Annotated in this window: 22 protein-coding genes; 17 read left to right on the plus strand and 5 right to left on the minus strand. The window is 69.1% G+C overall.

The window, feature by feature from the left end; genetic code table 11:
- Nucleotides 1-155: 155 nt before the first annotated feature.
- On the plus strand, nt 156-320 hold the full coding sequence (locus Q9R26_RS12420) for a hypothetical protein (protein ID WP_155896763.1): 165 nt from the start codon (nt 156-158) through the stop codon (nt 318-320).
- A 105-nt stretch (nt 321-425) separates the two neighbouring features.
- On the opposite strand, the gene Q9R26_RS12425 is transcribed toward Q9R26_RS12420, so the two are convergent.
- Nucleotides 426-542 (minus strand): Rv0909 family putative TA system antitoxin, encoded by a 117-nt coding sequence (locus Q9R26_RS12425; protein WP_220456581.1) that lies wholly within the window; start codon nt 540-542, stop codon nt 426-428.
- 120 nt (nt 543-662) lie between these two features.
- Here Q9R26_RS12425 and Q9R26_RS12430 point away from each other — a divergent pair, with 120 nt between their 5' ends.
- The 6 genes from Q9R26_RS12430 (at nt 663) to Q9R26_RS12455 (ending at nt 6,412) form a co-directional block, all read left to right on the plus strand.
- Nucleotides 663-1,997 carry an adenylosuccinate synthase gene (locus Q9R26_RS12430; RefSeq protein ID WP_017886319.1) on the plus strand — a complete coding sequence of 445 codons (1,335 nt, stop codon included), beginning with the start codon at nt 663-665 and terminating at the stop codon, nt 1,995-1,997.
- Between the two features lie 2 nt (nt 1,998-1,999).
- Nucleotides 2,000-2,560 carry a low molecular weight phosphatase family protein gene (locus Q9R26_RS12435; RefSeq protein ID WP_311227540.1) on the plus strand — a complete coding sequence of 187 codons (561 nt, stop codon included), beginning with the start codon at nt 2,000-2,002 and terminating at the stop codon, nt 2,558-2,560.
- A gap of 175 nt (nt 2,561-2,735) precedes the next feature.
- Nucleotides 2,736-3,227 carry an SRPBCC family protein gene (locus tag Q9R26_RS12440; RefSeq protein ID WP_311227452.1) on the plus strand — a complete coding sequence of 164 codons (492 nt, stop codon included), beginning with the start codon at nt 2,736-2,738 and terminating at the stop codon, nt 3,225-3,227.
- A gap of 188 nt (nt 3,228-3,415) precedes the next feature.
- The gene (locus Q9R26_RS12445) at nt 3,416-4,390 is read left to right on the plus strand and encodes a CPBP family intramembrane glutamic endopeptidase (protein ID WP_182064637.1); all 975 of its coding nucleotides are present in this window, start codon (nt 3,416-3,418) and stop codon (nt 4,388-4,390) included.
- On the plus strand, nt 4,377-5,744 hold the full coding sequence (locus Q9R26_RS12450; RefSeq protein ID WP_311227453.1) for a histidine kinase: 1,368 nt from the start codon (nt 4,377-4,379) through the stop codon (nt 5,742-5,744). Before Q9R26_RS12445 ends, Q9R26_RS12450 begins: the two co-directional genes overlap by 14 nt.
- Nucleotides 5,741-6,412, plus strand: coding sequence for a response regulator transcription factor (locus Q9R26_RS12455; RefSeq protein ID WP_110892023.1), 672 nt, complete (start codon nt 5,741-5,743; stop codon nt 6,410-6,412). Before Q9R26_RS12450 ends, Q9R26_RS12455 begins: the two co-directional genes overlap by 4 nt.
- Nucleotides 6,413-6,423: 11 nt before the next feature.
- On the opposite strand, the gene Q9R26_RS12460 is transcribed toward Q9R26_RS12455, so the two are convergent.
- A complete protein-coding gene (locus Q9R26_RS12460) occupies nt 6,424-6,900 on the minus strand; it encodes a hypothetical protein (protein ID WP_311227454.1) in 477 nt (158 codons plus the stop codon).
- 32 nt (nt 6,901-6,932) lie between these two features.
- A complete protein-coding gene (locus Q9R26_RS12465) occupies nt 6,933-7,571 on the minus strand; it encodes a GDSL-type esterase/lipase family protein (protein ID WP_209133057.1) in 639 nt (212 codons plus the stop codon).
- Nucleotides 7,572-7,864: 293 nt separating this feature from the next.
- Between Q9R26_RS12465 and Q9R26_RS12470 the strand changes: the two genes are divergently transcribed.
- A complete protein-coding gene (locus tag Q9R26_RS12470; protein ID WP_311227455.1) occupies nt 7,865-8,503 on the plus strand; it encodes a hypothetical protein in 639 nt (212 codons plus the stop codon).
- A gap of 185 nt (nt 8,504-8,688) precedes the next feature.
- On the opposite strand, the gene Q9R26_RS12475 is transcribed toward Q9R26_RS12470, so the two are convergent.
- Both Q9R26_RS12475 and Q9R26_RS12480 read right to left on the minus strand, forming a co-directional pair.
- The gene (locus tag Q9R26_RS12475; protein WP_311227456.1) at nt 8,689-9,972 is read right to left on the minus strand and encodes a SpoIIE family protein phosphatase; all 1,284 of its coding nucleotides are present in this window, start codon (nt 9,970-9,972) and stop codon (nt 8,689-8,691) included.
- Nucleotides 9,973-10,046: 74 nt separating this feature from the next.
- On the minus strand, nt 10,047-10,769 hold the full coding sequence (locus tag Q9R26_RS12480) for a type II CAAX prenyl endopeptidase Rce1 family protein (RefSeq protein WP_311227457.1): 723 nt from the start codon (nt 10,767-10,769) through the stop codon (nt 10,047-10,049).
- A 153-nt stretch (nt 10,770-10,922) separates the two neighbouring features.
- Here Q9R26_RS12480 and Q9R26_RS12485 point away from each other — a divergent pair, with 153 nt between their 5' ends.
- From Q9R26_RS12485 to Q9R26_RS12525, 9 genes are all read left to right on the plus strand, one after another.
- Nucleotides 10,923-12,365, plus strand: a complete 1,443-nt coding sequence (locus Q9R26_RS12485; RefSeq protein ID WP_262136855.1) for a polysaccharide biosynthesis tyrosine autokinase — start codon at nt 10,923-10,925, stop codon at nt 12,363-12,365.
- Nucleotides 12,366-12,379: 14 nt separating this feature from the next.
- Nucleotides 12,380-13,327: a hypothetical protein gene (locus tag Q9R26_RS12490; RefSeq protein ID WP_182064646.1), complete on the plus strand. Its 948-nt coding sequence runs from the start codon at nt 12,380-12,382 to the stop codon at nt 13,325-13,327.
- Nucleotides 13,328-13,340: 13 nt separating this feature from the next.
- Entirely contained in the window at nt 13,341-14,807 is a 1,467-nt protein-coding gene (locus tag Q9R26_RS12495) for a sugar transferase (RefSeq protein WP_311227458.1), read from the plus strand.
- A 47-nt stretch (nt 14,808-14,854) separates the two neighbouring features.
- On the plus strand, nt 14,855-15,622 hold the full coding sequence (locus tag Q9R26_RS12500; protein ID WP_311227459.1) for a WecB/TagA/CpsF family glycosyltransferase: 768 nt from the start codon (nt 14,855-14,857) through the stop codon (nt 15,620-15,622).
- A complete protein-coding gene (locus Q9R26_RS12505; RefSeq protein ID WP_311227460.1) occupies nt 15,622-16,719 on the plus strand; it encodes a glycosyltransferase in 1,098 nt (365 codons plus the stop codon). Before Q9R26_RS12500 ends, Q9R26_RS12505 begins: the two co-directional genes overlap by 1 nt.
- A 4-nt stretch (nt 16,720-16,723) precedes the next feature.
- Entirely contained in the window at nt 16,724-17,290 is a 567-nt protein-coding gene (locus Q9R26_RS12510) for a serine acetyltransferase (RefSeq protein WP_311227461.1), read from the plus strand.
- A complete protein-coding gene (locus tag Q9R26_RS12515) occupies nt 17,287-18,438 on the plus strand; it encodes a glycosyltransferase (RefSeq protein ID WP_311227462.1) in 1,152 nt (383 codons plus the stop codon). The genes Q9R26_RS12510 and Q9R26_RS12515 overlap by 4 nt, the downstream gene beginning before the upstream one ends.
- A gap of 3 nt (nt 18,439-18,441) precedes the next feature.
- A complete protein-coding gene (locus Q9R26_RS12520; protein ID WP_311227463.1) occupies nt 18,442-19,713 on the plus strand; it encodes an oligosaccharide flippase family protein in 1,272 nt (423 codons plus the stop codon).
- 190 nt (nt 19,714-19,903) lie between these two features.
- Entirely contained in the window at nt 19,904-21,205 is a 1,302-nt protein-coding gene (locus tag Q9R26_RS12525) for an O-antigen ligase family protein (RefSeq protein WP_311227464.1), read from the plus strand.
- Nucleotides 21,206-21,248 lie beyond the last annotated feature (43 nt).

The raw sequence follows: 21,248 nt of genomic DNA on the forward strand, positions 1-21,248 counted from the left end.
GCGCGGTCCGCGCGCCACATGGTGAGCAGAAGAGGTCGGGTCCCGAGCGGGGATCCGACCTCTTCTGCTCACGAAGGACGGGTACCCCACCCCGCGAACGCGTGTTCGGGACAGGTAGTTAGACAAACTAGTGAAGCGGTGCCAGCATGGCTCCCATGCAGAACACGCTGAACCAGCTCCGGTCCAACCCGGTCGAATGGCGCCGTCGTGGACTCACCCCGCCGGACGTCATCCAGGCCATGATCGAGCAGCGACTGGCCGAGCCGGGGCACTCCCAGCCCGTCGGTGACCCGTCGTACCAGGACTTCTTCCGGAGCTGATCCGGGGTCGGACGGGCGATTCGGGACGCACCGACCGACAGACGGGAGGCGCGGTGCCAGCTGGCACCGCGCCTCCCGTCTGCGTGTCCGGTTGCGCCTCGGACGTCACTTGCCGATCTTGCCGTCGGCCGCGTCCTCGGCCTTGCCGATCTGGTCGCCGTGCCCGCCGCCGGTCGCCTTGTCGGCCGCGTCGCCCGCCTTGTCGAGGCCGGATGTGGACAAGCGGCCCGCCGTCCACAGGACGTCACAGCGGGTGACGCGCAGGTGACCAGCCGATAGACTCGGGTGGACCACCGGCCCGGACGGCCGTGTGCGGTCCTCCGCCAACGTGAGGAGAACCAGATGCCCGCAGCAGTCATCATCGGCGCCCAGTGGGGCGACGAGGGCAAGGGGAAGGCCACCGACCTCCTCGGCTCCCGCATCGACTACGTCGTGAAGTTCAACGGCGGCAACAACGCCGGCCACACCGTCGTCGTCGGCGGCGAGAAGTACGCCCTGCACCTGCTGCCCTCCGGCATCCTGACGCCCGGCGTGACCCCGATCATCGGCAACGGCGTCGTCGTCGACCTCGAGGTGCTGTTCCAGGAGCTCGATGCCCTGCGCGCCCGCGGCGTCGACGTCTCCAAGCTGCTCGTGTCGGCCAACGCCCACGTCATCACGCACTACCACCGCACCGTCGACAAGGTGACCGAGCGGTTCCTGGGCAAGCGCCAGATCGGCACGACCGGTCGCGGGATCGGCCCGACCTACGCCGACAAGATCAACCGCGTCGGCATCCGGATCCAGGACATCTTCGACGAGAACATCCTGCGGCAGAAGGTCGAAGCCGCGCTCGACCAGAAGAACCACCTGCTGGTCAAGGTCTTCAACCGCCGTGCGATCGACCCGGAAGAAGTCGTCGAGTCGCTGCTCTCGTTCGCCGAGCGCCTGCGCCCGATGGTCGCCGACACCGCCCTCGAGATCCACCGGGCGCTCGAGCGCGGCGAGACCGTCCTGTTCGAAGCCGGCCAGGCCACCATGCTCGACGTCGACCACGGCACCTACCCGTTCGTCACCTCGTCGTCCGCGACCGCCGGCGGCGCCGCGACCGGTTCGGGCATCGGCCCGGGCAAGCTCGAGCGGATCATCGGCATCGTCAAGGCGTACACGACCCGCGTCGGCGCCGGTCCGTTCCCGACCGAGCTGTTCGACGAGTCGGGTGAGTTCCTGCGCGCCAACGGCTTCGAGTTCGGCACCACCACCGGTCGCCCGCGCCGCTGTGGCTGGTACGACGCCCCGATCGCCCGCTACACGGCGCGCATCAACGGCGTGACCGACTTCGTGCTCACCAAGCTCGACGTCCTGACCGGGCTCGAGACGATCCCGGTGTGCGTCGCGTACGAGGTCGACGGCGTCCGCGTCGACGAGGTCCCGGTCAACCAGTCCGACTTCCACCACGCGAAGCCGGTGTACCAGGAGTTCCCCGGCTGGACCGAGGACATCACCGGGGCCCGTACCTTCGACGACCTGCCGAAGAACGCGCAGGACTACGTCCTGGCGATCGAGGCGATGTCCGGCGCACGGATCTCGGCGATCGGTGTCGGACCCGGCCGTGACGCCATCGTCGTGCGGCACGACCTGCTCGGCGACGACGAGCGTGCCGACCAGCGCGCCGGCGAGCGCACCGACGCAGCGTGACGATGCGGATCCTGTTCGTCTGCAGCGGCAACATCTGCCGGTCCCCGCTCGGCGCGCAGGTCCTGACGGCACGACTCGGCCCGGACGCTCCCGCGTTCGTGGTCGAGTCGGCTGGCACCATCGCCGACGACGGCGCCCCGATGGACGCTGCCGCGGCCGAGCAGTCCGTCCGGCTCGGCGGCGACCCCTCGGCCCACCGGTCGCGGTACCTGACGGCCGAGATCGTCGAGCGCGCCGACCTGGTGCTGACCGCCGAGCGATCGCACCGTGCAGCCGCCGTCTCCCTGGCGCCCCGGGCGTCCAAGCGGACGTTCACGATCAAGCAGTTCGCGCGGGTGCTCGCCGGCCTCGAGCCCGGTGACCTGGCCGACGTGACGACCCCGCAGCAGCTCGTCGAGCGCGTCGCCCGGCTGCGCGGAACGGTCCCGCCGCCCGCCGACCCGGCCGACGACGACGTGGACGACCCCTACCGTCGCTCGACGGCGACCCACCAGCGCGTCGCGGACGAGCTCGGTGCGGCGCTCGCGCTCATCGCCGACGCACTCCGGGCAACGCTGCGCTGACGTTGCGCACGGTGCGCGGTTGCTCGCCCGGTGCGATGTCGGCGGCCTGGTGCAGGGCTGCAGCGGCGCACGGAGCGAGCAAGCTCGCACAGGCCGAGGGGCACCGCACGGTGCGAGTCCGGCGACGCTCGCACGGGTCGGAGCGCGCAGCACCGTGCACGTGCGAGGATGGCTCATGCCCGTCGTCGAGTCCCGCTGCGTCGTCCCGGTCGAGCCGTCGGTGGCCTTCGCCGTCTCGCAGACGCAGGGCGCGATCCGGAAGCGGTGGGACCCCTTCATCCGCCGCCAGCACCTGTTGGACGGCGCGTCCGTGCCGGCGAAGGGCGTCCGGACGTACACGGTGCAGCGGTTCGGGCTGGCGATGGAGAGCGAGTACGTCTCGTACCACCCGCCGTCGAACGTGGGGATGAAGATGACGAAGGGCTCGTGGTTCTTCGAGCGCATGGGCGGAGGATGGCGCTTCCAAGCGGCGGAGGGGCAGCCCGGGCACACCCTCGCGATCTGGCGCTACAACTTCACCTGCCGGCCGCAGTGGCTCGCGCCGATCGCCGAGAGGATCGGCGTGCTGGTCTTGCAGCGGGACATCGACCGGCGCATCCTGGGGTTCGCCCGCGGCTGCGAGGACCCCGTCGTCCTGGCCCACGTGGCCACCCAGCGCGCCGCCTGACCGGACCCGCGAGACGCCGGTGTCGTGCGGCTGCTCGTCGGTTCGGACGACGCGGCGTCGAGCGATGACGACGGCGTGTGCAGGAGTGCCGAACCGACCGAACGGCGCTTGCATCCTTCGATGGAACTCCCGCAGGTGCGTCCCGAAGCGGGTCGTTCCCGAGCGCGCTGGTTCCTAGCGTCGTGTGCATGACGAACACCACCGAAGTCCGGCCCACCGCCGGCACCGCAGCCCGTGACCGAGGGGGTGTCCGCGGCCTCATCGCCCGGCACCCGCTCGTGTCCTTCTTCACCATGGCACTCGGCCTGAGCTGGCTCGCGTGGGTGCCGTACATCCTGTCCCCGCACGGCATGGGCGTGTGGGACATCCACTTCCCCGAGGTCCTGGGCAGCGGACAGTTCACGGGCGTCCTGCCCGGGGCGCTCCTCGGCCCGTTGGGCAGCGCGTTCATCGTCACGGCGGTCGCCGACGGTCGCGCGGGGCTCCGCCGTTGGGTGGGACGGCTGTTCCGCTGGCGGGTCGCCTGGTACTGGTACGCACTGGCGCTCGTCGTCGTGCCGGCCCTGATCGTCGTGTCCGCGCTGCCCTTCGCCGGTGGTGACGTGCGGGCACCCTCGGCCCTGGCGTTCGCCATGCTCGTGCCCGGGCTGATCATCCAGCTGTTCTCGACCGGCCTGAGCGAGGAGCCCGGCTGGCGCGACTTCGCCCTGCCCCGCCTGCAGCACCGCTTCGGGGGCCTCGGCGCCGCCGCGATCCTCGGCCCGATCTGGGCGCTCTGGCACATGCCGCTGTACTTCAGCGACTGGGGCGGCTGGCCGAACGCGCACTGGAGCGAGCCCGTCGTGTTCGCCCTGTTCACCATCACCTTCAACGTCGTGATGATCCAGGTCTTCAACAAGACCCGCGAGAGCCTGCCCCTGGCCCTGCTGCTGCACGTCGGCGTGAACAACACGATCTCGACGCTGTTCCCCGAGATGTACCCGAGCATGACCGCCGGCACGCTGATGATCGGCCTGACGATCATGTCGACGATCGCCGCCGCGGTGCTCCTGATCGCGACCCGTGGCCGCCTGGGCTACGACCCCGCGCGACGCGCCCTGCCCCTCGACGCCCCGGTCCCCGGTGACGCCCGTCTCGTAGGATCCAACGATGGCCTCCGCTGAGCACGACGCGCTGCGCGCACCGGCCGAGCCGGCAGCGCAGCCCGCGCGGCCGGCCCACCCCGCACAGCGCGACCGCCGCGTCGACGTCTTCGTCGCCCTCGGCACGGCCGTCGTCGCCGTCGGGCTGCTGCTCGGTCTGCCGCCCCTGGACGCCCTCGAGCCCGACGGTGCCGCCCTGGCCCTGCGTGTCCCCGCACCGTTCACCCTGGCGTGGACCGTCCTGGCCCTCGGCCTGCTGGCCCAGTCGGCCGCCCTCCTCGCCGCCCGTCGCGCGCCGCGCACCGTGCTGATCGTGGTCGCCGCCCTGCCGGTGGTGGTCGCGGCGCTCGCCCCGCAGTCGTCCGACCTGTTCGGCCTCACCGCGCTGCCCGTGGTCGTCGCGGTCGTCCTCGCCGCACTCCGCGTCCCGCTGGCCCGCCTGTGGCCGACGCTCCTGCTCGCCGGTGCGCTCGTCGCCGCCGGCAGCGCGGTGCTGGCCGCCGTCGCCGGTGGCGCCTTCCGCGGTGACTTCTCGACGGGCCTCGCCGGCTCGCTCGGGCAGGGCGTGCTGCAGGCGATCGGCGCGGTCGGCCTGCCCCTGCTGGTCACTCTGCTGGTGCAGTCCCGCCGCGAGGTCCGTGTCGCCCGAACCGCCGAGGCCAGCGCTGTGAACCGTGAACAGGACGCCCTGGTCGACGCCGCGGTGTCCCGCGAACGTGCCGCGATGGCCCGTGAACTCCACGACATCGCCGCGCACCACCTGTCAGGCATCGCCCTGATGGCCGCCGTCATCGACCGGCAGATCGACGCGGACCCGCAGCGCGCCCACGAGGGCGCCCGCCAGGTCCGTGAGCAGAGCACCGCCGTGCTCGAGGACCTGCGCCGCCTGGTCGGCCTGCTCCGCGACGACGCCCCAGCCGAGCGCGCCGTCGAGACGGTCGCCGGCATCGTCGACCTGGCCGAACGTGCCCGGTTCCGCAGCGACGTCCGGCTCGACGTGCTGCCGGGGGACCGCCCGCTGGCCGACGGCGTCGGCCCGCTCGCGCAGCTCGCCGCCTACCGCACCGTCCAGGAGGCACTGGCCAACGCCGCCCTGCACGCCCCGTCCGCCCCGTGCACCGTCACCATCGACGACCGCGACGCGACCCGGGTGGTGATCCGGGTGGAGAACGCACCGGCCACCGTCCCGGCAGCGGGGACCTCTCCCTCGGGCGGCAACGGCCTGCGGGGGATGCGCGAGCGGGCGGACCTGGTCGGGGCGCGCCTCCAGACCGGCCCGACCGCGACCGGCGGATGGCTGGTGGAGCTGGCGCTCGGCCGGGAGGCACCTGCCGCACCCACGCAGGCCGCCGACGGCACCGGGGTGGTCGCGTGATCCGCGTGCTGGTCGCGGACGACCAGCCCCTGGTCCGCGCCGGGGTGTCCGCGCTCCTCGGTGCGGAGCCGGACATCGAGGTGGTCGGCGTGGCCGCCGACGGCGGCGAGGCGCTCGCGCTGGCGCGCGAGACACGACCCGACGTCGCCTGCCTGGACATCCGGATGCCGGTGATGAACGGCATCGAACTCGCCCGGATCTTCTGTGCACCGGACGCCGATCCGGCGATCCCCGCGCTCATGCTGACGACGTTCGACCTGGACGACTACGTGTTCGGGGCGCTCGAGGCCGGTGCTTCCGGGTTCCTGCTCAAGGACGCCGAGCCGGACACCATCGTCGACGCCGTGCGGCAGGTCGCCGCCGGCAACGGCACGCTCGACCAGGCCCTGACCCGGCGGGTGCTGCGCGAGTTCGTGTCACGGCGGAGCCTGCAGCCGGTCTCCGGCGACCGGGCCGACGGCGTGCTGACCGCCCGCGAGCGCGAGGTGCTCCTGCTGCTGGCACAGGGCATGTCGAACGAGGAGATCGCCGCTGCGCTCGTGCTCGAGGTGTCGACCGTGAAGTCGCACCTGGCACGGATGCTGCCGAAGCTCGGCGTGCGGTCGCGGCTGCAGGCCGTGGTGTGGGCGTACCAGAACCGGATCGTGACGGTGCCGGAGCAGCCGTAGCAGCTCCGGTGTCAGCCGGCGGGCCGCGGCTCGGCGGCGCCGGGGACGACGAGCTGCCAGACGTCGTCGTCTCCGTCGTGGGAGAGGTACAGGCGGAAGGTGCCCTCGTCGGCGAGGGGGTCGCCCGAGAGGTACTCGACCGGTTCGCCGCTCGTCTCGCACTGGTCCGAGGTGCTGATGACCTGGATCGTGTCGCCGGGGGCGGCGGCATCGCCCTTCGTGACGTCGGTGACCGTCGCCTCGTACACCCGGTAGATGCCCTGCGGTTCCACGGTGCGGTCGGTCTTGGTGACGTCGGCGTCGACGACGAGCTCAGCTGCGTCGCGGCGTTCGGCCGGCGTCCCCAGCTGGACGTAGTCGGTGCACCCGGTGCTCTGCAGGCCGTCGTCGTTGACCGACTGCACCCGGCTCTCGCTGCCACAGCCCGCCAGGGTGCCGCCGAGCACCACGACGAGTGCCACGACCGGTGCCATCCGTCCCCACTGCATGGGGCGAGTATGGCTCACGACACGAACGGGTGCTAGCCCGCTGCACCCTTCGCGCCCTCGGCGGCGATGTGGATCGCCTGCTGCATCCGGACCGAGACCTTCTTGGACATCGCGACCGTCGGGTGGACGCCGTCGTACGTGCGCGAGGACGGCCAGCCGCCGTCGAGCCGGCGGTCGGCTGCCCACGGGTCGACGAACATCCAACCGCGGGTGAGCGCGTGGTTCTGCAGGTCGCGGTTCAGGATCTCGCCGAGCTTGCGGCGGTCGATGTGGCTCTTGCCGTAGTTCGTGGTGTTCGACGGCGCGATCGCCGAGATCACGACGTGATCGGCGCCGGCCCGCGCGGCGATCTTGTCGATGTTCTGCAGGATGGACGCGGAACTGCGCTGGTAGCGCAGGTCGTTCGTGCCGGCCATGACGACCAGCACGTCGGCACCGTGGTGGGCGGTGTTGGCGAGGATCTTGGTCGTCGTCGCGCTGCCGATGGCCGTGCCGCCGACGTTGGTCATCGACGAGTCCTTCAGCTGCCGCATCCACGACTTCGGCATCTCGGTGATCGAGTCGCCGGCGTACGTCCACGTCAACTTCGTCGGGGCTGCGGCTGCAGCGGCCGTGCTGCCGACCGCGGTCTCCGGCGCAGCAGGGGTGACGGCTGCCGTCGGCGTTGTCACCGGAGCCGGTGTCCCTGTCGGGGTCGGGGCAGGACTCGGGGTGAGCACTGAGCCGGCGGCGACGGCGAGCGTTGCTGCCGCGGCGAGGAAGGGGACGCTGGTGAGGAACTGGAGGCGCGGCAACGTGATCTTTCGTTTCGGGTGCGAACCAAACCACCCTAGAACCTGTACGGCGGCTCATCTTCCCCCAGGTGGGGGGACACCGCGCCGGACCATGCGTGGCACTGTCCGGGGAACGCGCGTTCCCGTTCGGGGGACTGTGCACGGGCGCGTCGGGCTGGTGAGGTGTATACATGCACATCGAAACGCCGCCGATGCCCGTCCTCGACGACACCGCCCTCCGTGGCGAGGTCATCCACGGGATGATCACCGCGCTGCGCTCCCGACCGCTGCACGAGGTGACCCCCGAGGTCGTCGCGGCCGCGGCTGGCGTACCCATCGACGTCGTCGACCGCACGTTCCCGAGCTGGGACGGCCTGCTGCTCGCCACCATCGATCGGTGGAACGAGGATCGCACCGTGCCGCTCATGCCCCTGGCCGAGCAGCACGGCACCATCCGGTTCCTCCGTGCGATCGTCACCGCGAACGTGGCCGACCCGTCGCTCATGCGGTTCCTGACGGCGACGCTGAACATCGCGGCGTCGCCCGAGCACCCGCTCGCGCCGATGCTGCACGCCCGGTGGCGTCGTTTCCACGCCTTCGTGCAGCACGCGCTCGAGCGCGACGTGATGCTCGGGCGGGAGCCCGGGACGATGGAGCCGGCCCGAGGATCGGAGCAGTTGCTCGCGACCTACGAGGGACTGCAGCTGCAGTCGATGGTGCGGCCGGAGATGGACCTGCTCGAGGCCTTCGACCGCGCCGTGACGCGTCTGCGCGAGGGCTGGTCCCGCGCCTACGTGCCGCCCGTCTGGGACCTCGACCTGGTCCACTGAGCCGCCGGGGTGACCCGGCTGGTCACTCCCCACAGACCGAGGACGCTAGGGCGTCCGAGGGCAGACGCTCACCGTCTGCACGCGTCGCCGCACGATTCGGGTTCGAGCGGCGGCGCGTACCAATCTCTGCAGGTGTCCGTGCGTTCCGCACCGCTCGACGGTCGCCGTGCGCTCGTTCCGCGCCGTCAGTCCGCGTGCATCGCGAGCGGTCGCTCCGTGTCCACCTCGACCGGCTGCCGGCGGATCGCGATCACCGTGACGTCGTCGTCGTGCGGCACCTCGTCGGCGCGGGCCGACAGCGCGAGGACGACCGCGTGCGGGTCGCGGCCGGCGCGCGCGATCGCCGCGACGGAGTCGATCGTGTCGTCCAGGTCGTCGTACAGATCGAGCACGCCGTCGCTGAACGAGACGAGCAGGTCACCCGGTTCGAGCGCACCGTCCGCCGTCGCCCACTCCTCGCGGATGCCGAGCCCGAGCGGCATGTCACCGGACCGCAGCCGGTCGACGTTTCCGTCGGCGCGCAGGACGAAGCTCAGCCCGTGCCCGGCGTCCGACCAACGGAGCGTGCCGTCGTCGGAGATCCGGGCGTGGAACAGCGTGGTGAAGGCGAGGTCGGGCCCGATGCCCTCCGCGGACAGGCCGTCGGACGCCCGCTTCAGCGCCTCGGCGGGGTCCTCGACCGTCCGGGCACTGCGCAGGGTCGATCGCACCGCGGCCGCGATCAGACCCGCGCCGACGCCCTTCCCCATGACGTCGCCGAGGGTCACCGCGACACCGGTCGGGGTCGGGTACCAGTCGAAGAAGTCGCCGCCCACACTCCGGGCCGGCAGGCAGGCACCCGCGACGACGACGTCCTCGGTGATGCGGCCGGTCGTCGTCGGGAGCAGCGATCGTTGCACCGCGGCGGCCCGGTCGATCTCGGCGCGGACCTTGCCCTCGCGGTCCTGCGCGACCCGGACGCTCCGGCGTGCGCGTCTCGAGAGCTCGTGCACCACCACCGCGACCGTGCCGAACACCGCGACCGTGATCGTCAGCCGAGCGAGCTCGCTCACCGCGGGGGCGTCGTCCGGCGTCAGGACGTAGGGGGCGAGGATGACGGCGGCGACGCCCAGGAGCGAGAAGACCACGTTGCGGCGGCCGTCGAGCGACGACCACCAGACGACGGGCAGCACCACGAGCGAGGTGAAGACCGACGCGCCGGAGCCGGTCCCGGTGCGCAGCAGCGCGATGGTCACGAAGTCCAGGCACAGCAACACCGGCACGAGCGCTCCGGCGCGGGGCAGGACGAGGGGGACCGCGCTCATCACCGTGGCGACCGCCGTACCGATCAGGCTCGCGAGGAAGAGCTCCGCCGAGGTGATCTCGAGCGTCGGCACGACCACCGTGAGCACAGCCGACACCACCAGCAGGCCACTGATCGGAGCCTGACGGACGAGGGGTGATTCGACGATGCTGGTTGGGCGAGTCATGCTCAGTGCAGGCTAGTGGTCCGAGCCTGCGGAAGTCCGTCGTCGCCTCGATCTGGGGGTGGGCTCGTGACCGTTCAGCGCGGCCAGGTGGCGACGACCGCGACCGCGTTGAACAGCACGTGCGCCAGGATCGCGCCGCCGATGCGATCGGTCATCGCGACGAGGGTGCCGGTGAGCAGGCCGAGCAGGAACGTCGTCACGAACACCTGGAAGCCGCCGAGCGACGTGCCACCAGCGCCGAGCAGCAGGTGGAGCAGCGCGAACAGGAACGCCGTGACCACCACCGCCAGGAACCGGGTGCGGGGCGTGAGCTCGGCGGCGAGCCGGCGCTGGAACAGCCCGCGGAACACCACTTCCTCGAGCACCGGGCTGACGACGACGATGCCGATCGCCGACACGAGCAGCAGCCCGACGTCGGGCGTGCCGAGGGACGGTGCGGGGACCAGCCCGGTCGACCCGGTGAACGCGATCGACAGGAAGACGTCCACCGCGCGGCACACGATCACGATGCCGATCGCGAAGACCACGATCCCCAGGTCGAGCCGCAGCCGCGACACCATCGCCGATCGCGGGGTCCGACGGAGCACCACGGCGGCCGCGACGACGAGCGGCACCCACACGGCGGCGTCCGCGGCGAGCACCTGCAGGACCGGCGAGGGGATGCCCCCAGTCCGGGTGACCTGTCCGACGATCCGGGTCAGGATCACGGCGACGCCGAGTGCGACGAGGATGACGACGAGGTCCCGCTGCCGCCGCACGCTGGGCTCGGTGGTGGGCATGGCCGACTCGGAGCGCATGGGGCCACCGTAGAGGACACCGCGCGCCGGATGGCGACTTCCCCCGAGGAGTGCTCGTTCCTGTGGCACTATTTGTATGCCGTGCACTGGGAGTACCCCGGCGCGCCTGTGTCGGGACCACGGGGGACGGCCATGATCGGGGAAGGCAAAGGCGTGGAACTCCGCGACTACATCACGGTGCTCCGCAAGGGATGGGTACTGATCGTCGTACTCGCCCTGGTGGGAGTTGCCGCAGCCGCAGGGTTCTCCCTGCTGAAGAAGCCGGTCTACTCGGCATCGGCGCAGGTCTTCGTCTCCACGGAGACGTCCGGCAGCGCGAGCGACCTGGCCCAGGGCAACACGTTCACCCAGCAGCGGGTGCTGACCTACTCGAACCTGGTGTCGACGCCGATCGTGCTGCTGCCGGTCATCTCGTCGCTCGGGCTCGACATGAACGCCGACCAGCTCGCGACGATGGTGTCGGCGACGGCGCCGACGAGCACCACCCTCATCTCCATCTCGGTGGAGGGCACCGACCCGGTGCAGGCCGCCGACATCGCGAACGCGACCTCGCAGAGCCTGACCAACGTCGTGCAGGACATCGAGGCCACCGACGCGAGCGGCAAGAGCACGGTCAAGCTCACCCGCGTGAAGCAGGCCGACGTGCCGAGCGTCCCGGTCAGCCCGAACGTGCCCGTCAACGTCGCGCTCGGGCTGCTCGTCGGCCTCGCGCTGGGCGTCGGCATCGCCGTGCTGCGCGAGACCCTGGACAACCGGGTGCGCACCGAGCTCGACGTCGAGAAGATCAGCGACAAGCCGGTCGTGGGTGGGATCGCCTTCGACGCCAAGGCCGCCGAACGCCCGCTCATCGTGCAGGTCGACCCGCGCAGCCCCCGTGCCGAGTCGTTCCGCACGCTCCGCACCAACCTGCAGTTCCTCGACATCGGCAGCGGTGCCCGCACCTTCGTCATGACGTCGTCGATGCAGTCCGAGGGCAAGAGCACCACCGTCGCGAACCTGGCGATCGCCCTGGACAGCGCCGGGTTCCGGGTCATCCTGATCGACGCCGACCTGCGCCGCCCCCGCGTTGCCGAGTACATGGACGTTGAGGGCAACGCCGGTCTGACGGACGTGCTCATCGGCCGCGCCGACCTGGAGGACGTCGCCCACCCGTGGGGTCGCGGCAAGCTCGTCGTCCTGCCCGCCGGACCGATCCCGCCGAACCCGTCCGAGCTGCTCGGGTCCCGCGCCATGCAGGACCTGATCGAACGGCTCGAGCAGCAGTTCGACTACGTGCTGTTCGACGCCCCGCCGCTGCTGCCCGTCACCGACGCGGCGATCCTGGCCAAGAAGGCCTCCGGCGCGATCGTCGCGGTCGCCTCGGGGCAGACGCTGAAGGGCCAGCTGGCCGCCGCCGTCGCGACGCTCGAGAACGTCGGCGCCCCGATCTCCGGCTTCGTCATCACGAAGATGCCGCTCAAGGGCCCCGGCGCCTACGGCTACGGACGCTACGGCTACGGGTACGGCTACGGTCAGGACGAGGACACGACCCCGACGGTCAACCCGCCGAAGCGGGTCGGCAAGAAGCTCGGCGTGCTCCGCCGCGCCGGACGCTGAACGGGGACACCCACATGAAGACTCGCCGGGGGACCCGAAGCCTCGGCCGCGCACTGCCCCGGACCACGCTCATCCTGGTCGCCGTGGTGGTGGTGGCGCTGATCGTCGTCGACGTCGTGCTCGTGGCGCTCGCCCTGGGCCGCACGGCCCCCGAGGAGAACGGACCCGCCGGCCCCATCCCCACCTTCTCGGGGACGCCGGACCGGCGCGAGACACCGCGACCGAGCGCGTCTGCCGACGCAGACGCCGCTGCGACCAAGCAGCAGGGTCGCCGCCTGTTGGCAGCGGTCGACGGCCAGGAGGCGTGGCGCGCGTCCGGTGGGTCGTGCGGCGGCCCACGGCCGGTGCTGGAGCACTCCGTGGACGGCGGGGCGACGTGGGTCCCGGTGGGACTCGGGACGGATGTCGGATCGCTCATGGCGATCCGGGCCTCCAGTGCGGAGCTCTCGATCCTGGCGGGCGTCGGCGACGACTGCACCACGACGGCGCGGACCAGCACCGACGCCGGCGTGACGTGGGAAGCCGGGGCGCCCGGCGCCGCCGGCGCCGGCATCAGCACCGACGGCGTCGTACTCGCGAGCGGCACGGAGCAGGCGCCGTGCGCCGACCCGATCGACGCGTTCCAGGGTGAGCAGACCGCGGTCGTCATCTGCGACGGCCAGCTCGAGTGGCGCACCGGCGATGCCGCGTGGGTCGACGTGCCGATGGGCGGCATCCGGTCGATCGGCGTCGACGGTGGCAACTACACCCTCGCCCGGGTCGGCGCAGCAGCGTGCGACGGCGTGCAGATCGAGACCATGTCCGCGTCGGACGTGACGCCCTCGTCGTCGACCACGCCGATCGGCTGTGCCGACGGCGCGGACACCGACGACACCGTCACCATCGACCGCGCAGGCCAGGACGTGTGGCTGTGGGACGGCACGACCGTCCGGGTCTCGTCGGACGGTGGCGCGACGTGGTGACCGGGTCGTCCTCGTGACAGCGGACGCGCTCCGCGCACCGCGCGCCGTGGGCGCCACCGACGAGTGGAGCCGCACGTACTCGCGCCGCGTGCTCTTCACCGACCTGCTGGCGCTGATCTGGGTCGTCTTCGGTGTGCAGATCGCCTGGCTCGGACTCGAGTCGAACCTGGCGACCAACACCGCCGACCTGCGGCTGAGCTACTCCGCGATCTCCATCGTCGTGATCGTCGTGTGGATGAGCGCGCTCGCCCTGTACGACACCCGCGGTGCGCGGGTGATCGGTGTCGGCAGCACCGAGTACCGCCTGGTCGCAGACTCCAGCGTCCGCGTGTTCGGCCTGCTCGCGATCGCAGCGTTCCTGTTGCACGTCGACCTGGCCCGTGGCTACGTGCTCATCGCGTTCCCGATCGGGATCCTCGTCCTCCTGCTGTCGCGGTGGATCTGGCGCCAGTGGCTCGTGGCCCAGCGTCAGCAGGGCGCGTACTCGGCGACCGTGCTGCTCGTCGGGTCCCCGGCCAGTGTGCTGCACATCGGCCGCGAACTCGCGCGTTCCCCCGAAGCCGGCTACCGCGTGGTCGGGGCGGTCGTGTCGACGAACCACCGAGGTCTGCTGACGGGTTCGACCATCCAGAGCCACGGCGGCTTCGACGACGTCGGCTCCGCGCTCCGCGAGACCGGCGCCGACACGGTCGTGATCACCAGCTCCGACGACCTGCCGCCGGAGCGCGTCCGCGAACTCAGCTGGTCGCTCGAGCCGGGCCGGCAGCACCTGGTGGTCGCGCCGAGCCTGACCGACATCGGTGGTCCCCGCATCCACACCCGGCCGGTGCAGGGCCTGCCGCTCATCCACGTCGAGACGCCGACGTACTCGGGGCGCAAGCTCTACACGAAGCGGGCCTTCGACCTGATCGGTGCCGCGCTGCTCGTCGTCGTCCTGTCGCCGCTGCTGCTCGTGCTCGCCGTGCTGGTGAAGACCACCTCGACCGGTCCGGTCTTCTTCCGGCAGGAGCGCGTCGGCCTGAACGGCTGCACCTTCCGGATGATCAAGTTCCGATCGATGGTCGTCGACGCCGAGGAACGTCTGCAGGAGCTCAGCGCTCTCGACCGGGCCGAGGGCAATGACGTCCTGTTCAAGATGCGGAACGACCCCCGCGTCACCCGGGTCGGCGGCTTCATGCGCCGCTACAGCCTGGACGAGGTGCCGCAGCTGTTCAACGTCCTGGCCGGCAGCATGTCCCTCGTCGGACCCCGACCGCCGCTGGCTCGAGAGGTCGCTCGCTACGACACACACGTCCACCGTCGGTTCCTGGTGAAGCCCGGCATGACCGGCCTGTGGCAGGTCAGTGGTCGTTCCGACCTGTCGTGGGAGGATTCGGTGCGGCTCGATCTGTACTACGTGGAGAACTGGTCGATCACGGGCGATCTCGTGGTCCTCTGGCGGACTGCCAAGGCCGTCGTCGCTTCGCGTGGTGCCTACTGACCACGCTATGTCGTCCTGGTCCCCCTCACCGCACAAGGAAGGTCGTCATGACCGCTCACGCAGCGCCAGTTATGGAATCACTACCTCGGCGCCGACTCGGTGGCCTTCCGATCGTCGCTGCCACGCCCGCGGAGGCTGCATCCGCTGTGATCCAGGCGGCTCAGTCTGATTCGGCGACCGGTGCCGCGGTCCATCTCGTCAATGCCTATTCGATCGCTCTTGCTCAGAGCGATGGGGTGTTCCGCGATTCGCTTTCGGGCGACGCGTACAACTTCCCCGACGGCAAACCGCTCAGCTGGGTGACACGACTGTCCAAGCACCGACTCTGGCAGGTTCGTGGTCCGCAGTTCTTTCACGACGTCATGGATCAGGGCCGGGAGTCCCGCGTCCGACACTTCCTCCTTGGTGGGTCAGAGGAGTTGTTGGTCAGGTTGCAGCGGAATCTGGAGGCTCGGCACCCCGGGGTGGTCATCGCCGGGGCGTACAGCCCACCCTTTCGACCAATGTCGCCGGGAGAAATCATCGCTCAGGATGAGCTGATCCGGGATGCACGGGCTGACATCGTGTGGGTCGGTCTCGGAACGCCGAAACAGGATCTCGAGGTCCGTCGCCTCGCCACGTCGCTGACGGTTGTTGCATGCGCTGTCGGCGCTGCGTTCGACTTCACCGCGGGTACGAAGCGTGAAGCGCCGAGATGGATGACGACTCTCGGCGTGGAGTGGGTATTCCGTCTCTTGTCGGAGCCCAAGCGGCTTTGGCGGCGGTACCTCATCGGCAACTTCGTGTTCATTGCGGCCGTGATCAGGAACCGCTGATGATGTCGGGTCGCCGGATCGTCGTGATCAGTCAGGTGCCGCCGCCGATGCACGGCTCGACACTGATCACCAAGATCCTCTTCGAGGTACTCGGCGAGCTCGGGGAGACGCCCATCCTCGTCGACCGGCGCTTCAGTCGGGACATCGGTGAAGTCGGCTCAGTGTCGCTTCGGAAGATCAGTGCGGCCCCGGCCCTTGCCGGACGGCTCCTGATCGCGCTGTTCCAACGCCCAGGTGCCTGTGTGTTCTTCTGCACGAACCGGCCGTTCTCGTTCCTCGTGGATGTCGTTCTCGGCGAGTTGCTGCGGCTGTTCCGTGTGCCAACCGTCAACTACGTCCATACGAGGGGTTACAGGGAACTTGCACAGCGCGGCAAAGTGTGGCGCTTTCTTGTGAGCCGATTGCTCGGAGGTGGCAAGGTCACTGTTTGCCTCGGGGAATCCCTGGTGGCCGACATCGTCGACTTCGTCCCCGCGGGGTCGATCACGATCATCAAGAACACCGTTGAGACGCCGCCGACGAGACGCGCGCCCCGACGACGCGGGCACGTCATCTTCCTGTCCAACCTCCTGGAGGAGAAGGGTGCTGACATCTTCGTGGAGATGGCGATCGAGATATCCACTGGCCCCGGCGAGGAGACGTTCTCGTTGATCGGCCCGACGGTCGACGAGGCTGTGACTTCCTCACTCCGCGACCGCGTCGCTCGAGTCGGGTTGTCCGACAGGATTGTGTTCCGTGGACCGCTCTTCGGCGAAGAGAAATGGGCTGCACTGGCATCGGCGGAGCTGCTGGTGTTCCCGTCTCGGTACCGGTTCGAGGCGCAACCGCTCACGATTATCGAGGCGTTCAGCATCGGTGTGCCGGTTGTCGCGTCCGACCTCGGCGCGATCGGCGAGCTCGTTGACGATGACTTCAACGGGCGGCTGGTCGGGGCGGCTAACGTCGACTCCGTGTCCGCCGCTGTTCAGAGCATCACCCGCGACGCCTCGACGTCGGATCGACTTGCCGAAGGTGCTCGGCGAACCTTCGACGAGCAGCATTCGCGAGACGCATTCCGCGCTGGCTGGGCCCGTGTTATCTCGAGCGTGAGGAAGTAGCGGCATGGTGACGGACGAATTAGTTCTGGGCGGTGGGACCGCGGAGGCGCAGGCCGCGTTGCTGCCGTTCGAGTCGTTCGCAGGCTTCCGCAGGACATTGCGCGCCGATCTGCGGGCTAACCGTGGTGATGTCAAGTCACAACTCGTGCTCACCGGGCTGCGCGTTTGCCAACTCTTGATGCGGAGCCGCGCTCGACCGCGGAGGAGATCGTTGCCGGCGGTGATCTTGTACCGCCTTGCAACGGAGTTCGTGCTCGGGATCGAACTCCGCCCGAAGACGATGGTGGGCCCCGGACTGACCATTTTTCACGGAACCGGCCTGGTGGTGAACGACCACGCGCTGATCGGTTCGGGAGTGACGCTGCGTAACGGCGTCGTGATCGGGCACAAACGACCGGGCGAGCGCGCGCCCTTCGTACGCGATGGGGTTGATGTCGGAGCCGCAGCGCTGATCATTGGCGCGGTGACCGTGGGACGGAGCGCCAACGTCGGAGCTGGCGCGGTTGTTGTCCGGGACGTGCCCGACGGGGACACCGTGGTCGGGAACCCAGCGAGGAGCGTGCGCCGGTGAGCACAGCGCGCCGCTCTCACAACGACCTCGTCGTTGTTGCCTACGGGTATGCCGCGTCCGAGCGCGACGCAGTCGCAAAGGCCGTCCATGATTTGGCCGGTGAGCTGCGGCGGCGCGGCGAGAGAGTCGCTGTCATCGCGATCCGCCCAGAGAAAATCGTCCTCTCCGGCGGCAACGCCGCAGCGAAGGCGAGACGTCTCTTGTCAGAGATCCGTTTTCTCGGATCTGCGGCCAGATTCGTCTGGCGTCGCAGGCGCGCAATCCGCGTCGTGATCACCGTAGATGTGCCGTCGGGGATCCCGTTCGTCGGAGCCCTAGCACGACGTCTCAGTCGTGGTCGGGTCACGGATGTTGCCTGGGTCATGGACCTCTACCGACTGACGCGTGATCAAGGCGGGCCTCTGTCGAAGGCCAGAGCTGCCCTTGAGCGCGCAGCGCTCCGAAGCAGTGGGAAGGTCGTCACGATCGGAGAGTGCATGGCAGACACTCTCTCCGCGGTCACCGCTGGCAAGGTGAGCACGATCCCGCTGTGGCACCGTGACATAGCTGCAACGCCGGTCGGCGATCGCGGTGGCCCGCTGCAGCTCCTCTACTCAGGTTCTGCTCGTGACCTTCACCCGCTACTGCCCTTGGTGAGGGCTATAGCGGACCGGCGTGATGTCGAGCTCTCGATCAACGGCTCCGGAAGCGAGGTCGATCGTGTCGCCGCGTACTTGGCAGGCACTCCGGCTAGCAATGTCCGGATAGGTGGTTTTGTCGACGAATCGCAACTGGAAGCAGCGTACGCAGCTGCCGACATCCACGTCGTCTCACTCGCCGAGAGCGCGACGGGCACGTGCGTTCCGTCGAAGGTGTACGCCGCCATGGCATCCGGGCGAGGAGTGCTCTACCTCGGCTCAGGCTCCGGGCAGGCAGCTCGAGACGTCCTCGCAGCGGACGCCGGGCTGGTGGCGCCGCCTGAGTCTGTATCCCTCATTTCGACGACCGTCTCGAAGCTCGTGTCAGATCGCGAAGCAGTGCAGCAATACGGGGTCCACGCTCGGCAGTTCTTCGAAGAGCGACGCAATGTCCGAGCCGGCGGGGAGAAGTGGGTCGGCGCTGTCGGCAGGACCGAAGCGGCCACTGCGATCTCGGTCTCGGCGAGCTAAGCGATGCGCAGTCTGATCTGGTCGCTCATTGAACGGGTGTTTCCGAGGCTTGCCAGCGCCCTGTTGATGGTGTTGCTGGCACAGTACGTGACGCCGGTCGTCATCGGACTCTACGCCTGGCCGATGCTCGTCCTCACCTTCTACTACTCGGCCCTAGACGGCGCGATCCGTCAGGTCGTTGTGCCGAGTCTGGCCAACAGGGCCTCGTACCAATTCCTCGTTCAATACCGGAGATGGGCAAGCATCGGCGGAGTCGTTGCAATGCTCGTCACCATCGGGCTTCTCTGGTTCATCTTCCCCGAAGACCTGCACACCCAGATCTTCGCCCTGCTCCCGCTCGTCGCGGTGCCAATTGCGAATTCGTACTCGATCATCCCGCTCGGATTCCTACAGCGGGGCGATGAATGGCGCCGCCTGGCAAACCTGCAGCTGCTGGTGTCTGGCCTCTCGCTCGTCGTGTCCGTCCCGATGCTTTTTCTCACGCGCAGCCTCGCGGCTGCGTCACTGCAGGTTCTGCTCGCAGAGCTCCTGTTTGCGGTACTCGCTCACCGGGCTGCCGCCCGACTGGGCTTACCCGCTCACGTTGAGGCACTAGGTGCAGGCACTACCCTCACCAGGGAGTTTCGTCACTCGTCCGGATTCTTCATCCTCGGTTGGTTACAAGGGCAAGCTGATCGCATTCTGCTCGGCGCGATTGCTGGCACGGCTGCCCTCGGTTCGTACAATCTGGCGATGGCAGTGGCACGGAACCCGGGCGACGCGGTGTCCTCTTCAACAGCCAACGTGCTCCGGGTCCGGCTTGACAAGGCCGATGGCGTCGACGATGTGAGAGGTGCGGCCAACGTGCTCCTCGTGAGAGCCGCCCTCCTGTCGGCCGCTCTGGTCGTGGTGCTCAACGTCGGTACGGAATTCATACTGCGCCCGTTCCTCGGCCCGGCCTGGACGAAGCCGCTCGATGCCGTCTACCCAGCTTCCCTCAGCATCCTCGTGACGACGATCACCTGGTCGCTCGCCCCGGTTCTGATGGCACGCGGAAGGCTCGCCTGGGGCACGCCGATCAAGGCAGTGGGCGTCGTTCTGGCGATTCCGATCGCCGTTGCTGCAGCGCACAGCGTCGAATCTGCCGCGTGGGTCTACCTCGGCCGGGAACTCGTGCTCCTCGTGCTCCTCGCGTTCGGTTGTGGCCGCGCAACTCCGTATCGAGCCGTCGGGTTGAGTTTCTTGCTTACGGTTGCACTCGGGGCGGCGCTCGGCGCTCTCAGCCAGCTCGGTTGAGCGAGATGCCCCCTCTCTGAGCCGGAGGCAAGTCCTGGCGGGGAGAGCACTCGTCGCGTCGCTGCTTCCGTCGGATGGCGGAGACGTCCGACCAGCAGGCCGATGCATGCACCGACCGTGCTAGCTTTCCCACATGGCTTCGGGGGACTTCCAGCGCCAGTCGACCCGAGTCGTCGTTGGTACGAGTGCCGTGGCGTTGATCCTCGCGGCGAGTCGCTGGGGCTCGTACATCGGCGTCCCCCCACTCTTCCTGACCGACGTTCTTCTGTTCCTCGGGCTGGCGCAGTGGTTCATCTCGCGACACATGCGGGGCCAGCAGTTGCGCGACGATCTGTTCGCTCGTGACCAGCCCGGGCTCGCCCTGCACCTCTTCTTCGGCTACATCATCATCCGAGTTGCGTTTTCGCTGACACAGGGCGAGCCAGTGAGCGACTGGATCCGGGATTCAGCCCCGTTCATCTATGTCTTCATTGCTTACGTCAGCGCGGCATCGATCGCGCGCTCGACGAAGAGTGCCCGGGACAGGACCGCTCGTATCTTCAGGGTTGCGTTGGCCTTCCATCTCGCGTGGGCCACCGTTTCGATCTTCACGGGGTTCACGGGCATCCCGCTTCCGGGCGGCGCTGCGGGGATCTTTCAGATTCGGCCGGACATCGACATGGCGATCCTCGGAATCGGGGCTGGAACGTTCTTGCTCCGCGCGTTCCGCACGACGAAGCGTTTCTGGTCCATCTTGGCGATCGTCGTTTCTCTGGTCGACGTCTTCTCGCTTCAGTCGCGTGCTGGGTTGATCAGCGTCGTCGCCTCCATGTTCGTCGCCTACCTGATCTTCTACGTGAGCACTCCTGCTCGTAGCGGCCGTCGCCTGTTCTCCCAGATGCTCGTGCCGATTGCCATTGCTGTTCTCATGCTTGTCTTGCCGTTGACCGGCGCGGGACAGCGAATCATCGCCACGATCGATACCTCAGCGGCCACCACGCAGGGCCAGTTGAGCGCGAAGGGTACGGAGAATGCCCGAAGATTGGTTTGGTCGCAGGTGATCGCTTGGACGAACGGATCCCCGTCCCGACAGATCATCGGCAGCGGATTCGGGAACGACTTCCTGACGGAATCTGGAACGCTGTCCTTCCTCGAGGGCACGACCTACGACAACGTGCGGAGTCCGCACAACTACTTCGTCGGTATCTACGCCCGCATGGGTGCAGTCGGCCTGGTACTTGCTGCGGCGGTGGTGCTCTCACTTGTGATCACGCTATTCCGGCGGCTGCGTGTCGCCGCCCGAGATGACGTCGTCGCCACAGCGGCCATGACTATCATCGCGATCCTGCCGGTCGCGTCACTCGGGGTTGTCCTCGAATCCCCGTTCGGAGCGGTGCCATTCTGGTGGTCGGCCGGGATCATTCTCGCCATCGCACCGCGAAGGATCGAAGGTGTCGACCGGCGAACGGCTGTGCCTTCGAGAGAGACGGTCACTCCATCTGCTGGCCACTAGCCTTGAGGAGCGTCGTTGGCCTCGGGAATTCGAACCTCGAGGT

Source organism: Curtobacterium sp. BRB10 (assembly GCF_031844325.1).
Taxonomy (GTDB): Bacteria; Actinomycetota; Actinomycetes; order Actinomycetales; family Microbacteriaceae; genus Curtobacterium; species Curtobacterium poinsettiae_A.